Origin of the sequence: Pseudoxanthomonas sp. GW2 (assembly GCF_000283075.1) — a bacterium.
In the GTDB taxonomy this organism is placed as follows: domain Bacteria; phylum Pseudomonadota; class Gammaproteobacteria; order Xanthomonadales; family Xanthomonadaceae; genus Pseudoxanthomonas.
Genome location: NZ_ALIP01000048.1, coordinates 1 through 2,013 on the forward strand (window position 1 = coordinate 1; position 2,013 = coordinate 2,013).

Genomic DNA, 2,013 nt, shown 5'->3' on the forward strand with positions numbered 1-2,013 from the left:
CCTGGCGCGCACGCGCGGCCGGGGCGCTGTTTCTGGGAGTGGGATGGGCCGGCCTGCACGCAGGCTGGGGGTTGGCGGCACAGCTGCCGCCGGCGCTGGAGGGACACGACGTGCACCTCTCCGGGAAGGTGGTGGGCCTGCCCGAGCACGAGGCACGGCGCACGCGCTTCCTGTTGCGGGTGGGCGAGGACGCACCGCCGGAGCTGCGTGGCCGCCTGCTGCAACTGTCCTGGTACGACGACTTCGGTGCGCTGGAGCCCGGGCCGCGCCTGCAGCTGCAGCCAGGATCGCGCTGGAGCCTGTATGCCCGCCTGCGCGCGCCGCGCGGACTGGCCAACCCGGGCGGTTTCGACGCCGGGCGCCATGCCTTGGCCCAGCGCATCGCCGCCACCGGCTACCTGCGCGCGCCGCAGCTGGCCCGCGAACTGGCGCCGGCGACCGGGATCGACGCTTGGCGCGGGCGCATGGCGGCGCGGATCGACGCCGGCGTGGGCGGACCGGCGGCGCGGTTCGTGCGCGCGCTGGCGCTGGGCGATACCCGCGGGCTGCAGGATCCGGACTGGGCGGTGCTGCGCGGGGTGGGACTGACCCACCTGATCGCGATCTCCGGTTTCCATGTCGGCCTGGTGGCCGGCTTCGGCGCCTGGGTGGTGGCCGCCGCCTGGTGGCTGCTGCCGCGGCTGGGCCGCCACCTGCCCAGGCTGCAGGCCGCGGCGCTGGCAGCGGTGGCCGCGGCGGCCGGCTATACCGCGGTGGCCGGCTTCGCCCTGCCGACCGTGCGTACCACGCTGATGATCGCGGTGGTGGCGCTGGCGCGGGTGGCGCGGCGCGCGCTGGGCCCCTGGGAAGGGCTGGCGCTGGCCCTGCTGGCGATCCTCCTGGCCGATCCGCTGGCGGTGCTGCAGGCCGGGTTCTGGCTCAGCTTCGCCGGCGTGGCCTGGCTGGTGTGGTGCCTGCCGGGCGACGGCCGGCGCCACTGGCTGCGCGACTTCCTGCTGGCCCAGGGCGTGGCCACCCTGGGCCTGTTGCCGCTGGGCGCGGGGCTGTTCCAGCAGGCCTCGCTGGCCGGGCCGCTGGCCAACCTGGTGGCGATCCCGTGGTGGAGCCTGGTGGTGGTGCCGTTGAGCCTGCTGGGCACGCTGCTGGAGGCGCTCCATGCCGGGGCGGGGACCTGGGCCTGGCGCCTGGCCGCGGCCTGCTTCGATCCCAGCTGGCGCCTGTTCGAGGCCATGGCCGCCGGCCGCTTCGCCCTGTGGTGGCTGCCGGAGGCGCGCTCCTGGGCGGTGCTGCCGGCGCTGGCCGGGGCGTTCTGGCTGATGCTGCCGCGCGGCGTTCCGGGCAAGCCGCTGGCGCTGCTGCTGTGGTTGCCGCTGCTGTGGCCTGACCGCGAGCTGCCGCCGCCCGGCGGGGTGGAGCTGCACGTGTTCGACGTCGGCCAGGGACTGTCGGTGCTGGTGCGCACCTCCGGCCGCGCCCTGCTGTACGACGCCGGACCGGCGGTCCGCGACGGCTACGACGCCGGTGAACGCGCGGTGCTGCCGGCCCTGCGCGCGCTGGGCGTGGCCCGCCTGGACCGGGTGGTGGTGAGCCATGCCGACCTCGACCACGCCGGTGGCTGGCCGGCGGTGCGCGAAGCGCTGGCGGTGGACCTGGCCTTGGCCCCGGAGGGGGCGCCCCTGGAGATGGACGGCCCCTGCCAGCGTGGCGTGGACTGGGAATGGGACGGGGTGCGGTTCCGCTTCCTGCACCCGGCCGAGCACTTCCCATACCTGCGCAACGAGGCCAGCTGCGTGCTGCGGGTGGAGACGGCGCATGGCGCGGTCCTGCTGCCGGGCGACATCGGCGAGGTGGTCGAGCAGCGCCTGCTGCGGCAGCCGCAGGACCTGCGCGCCGAGGTGGTGGTGGTGCCGCACCATGGCAGCAGCGGCAGTTCCTCGCCGGGCTTCGTGGCCGCCACCGGGGCGCGGCTGGCACTCGTGGCGGCCGGCTACCGCAACCGCTTCGGCCACCCGC

The 2,013-nt window shown here is 76.3% G+C and carries 1 protein-coding gene; it reads left to right on the plus strand.

The annotated features are described in order from the left end of the window. Nucleotides 1–2,013: DNA internalization-related competence protein ComEC/Rec2 (locus tag B351_RS16175; protein ID WP_050992133.1), on the plus strand; the 2,013-nt coding region annotated here is incomplete at both ends.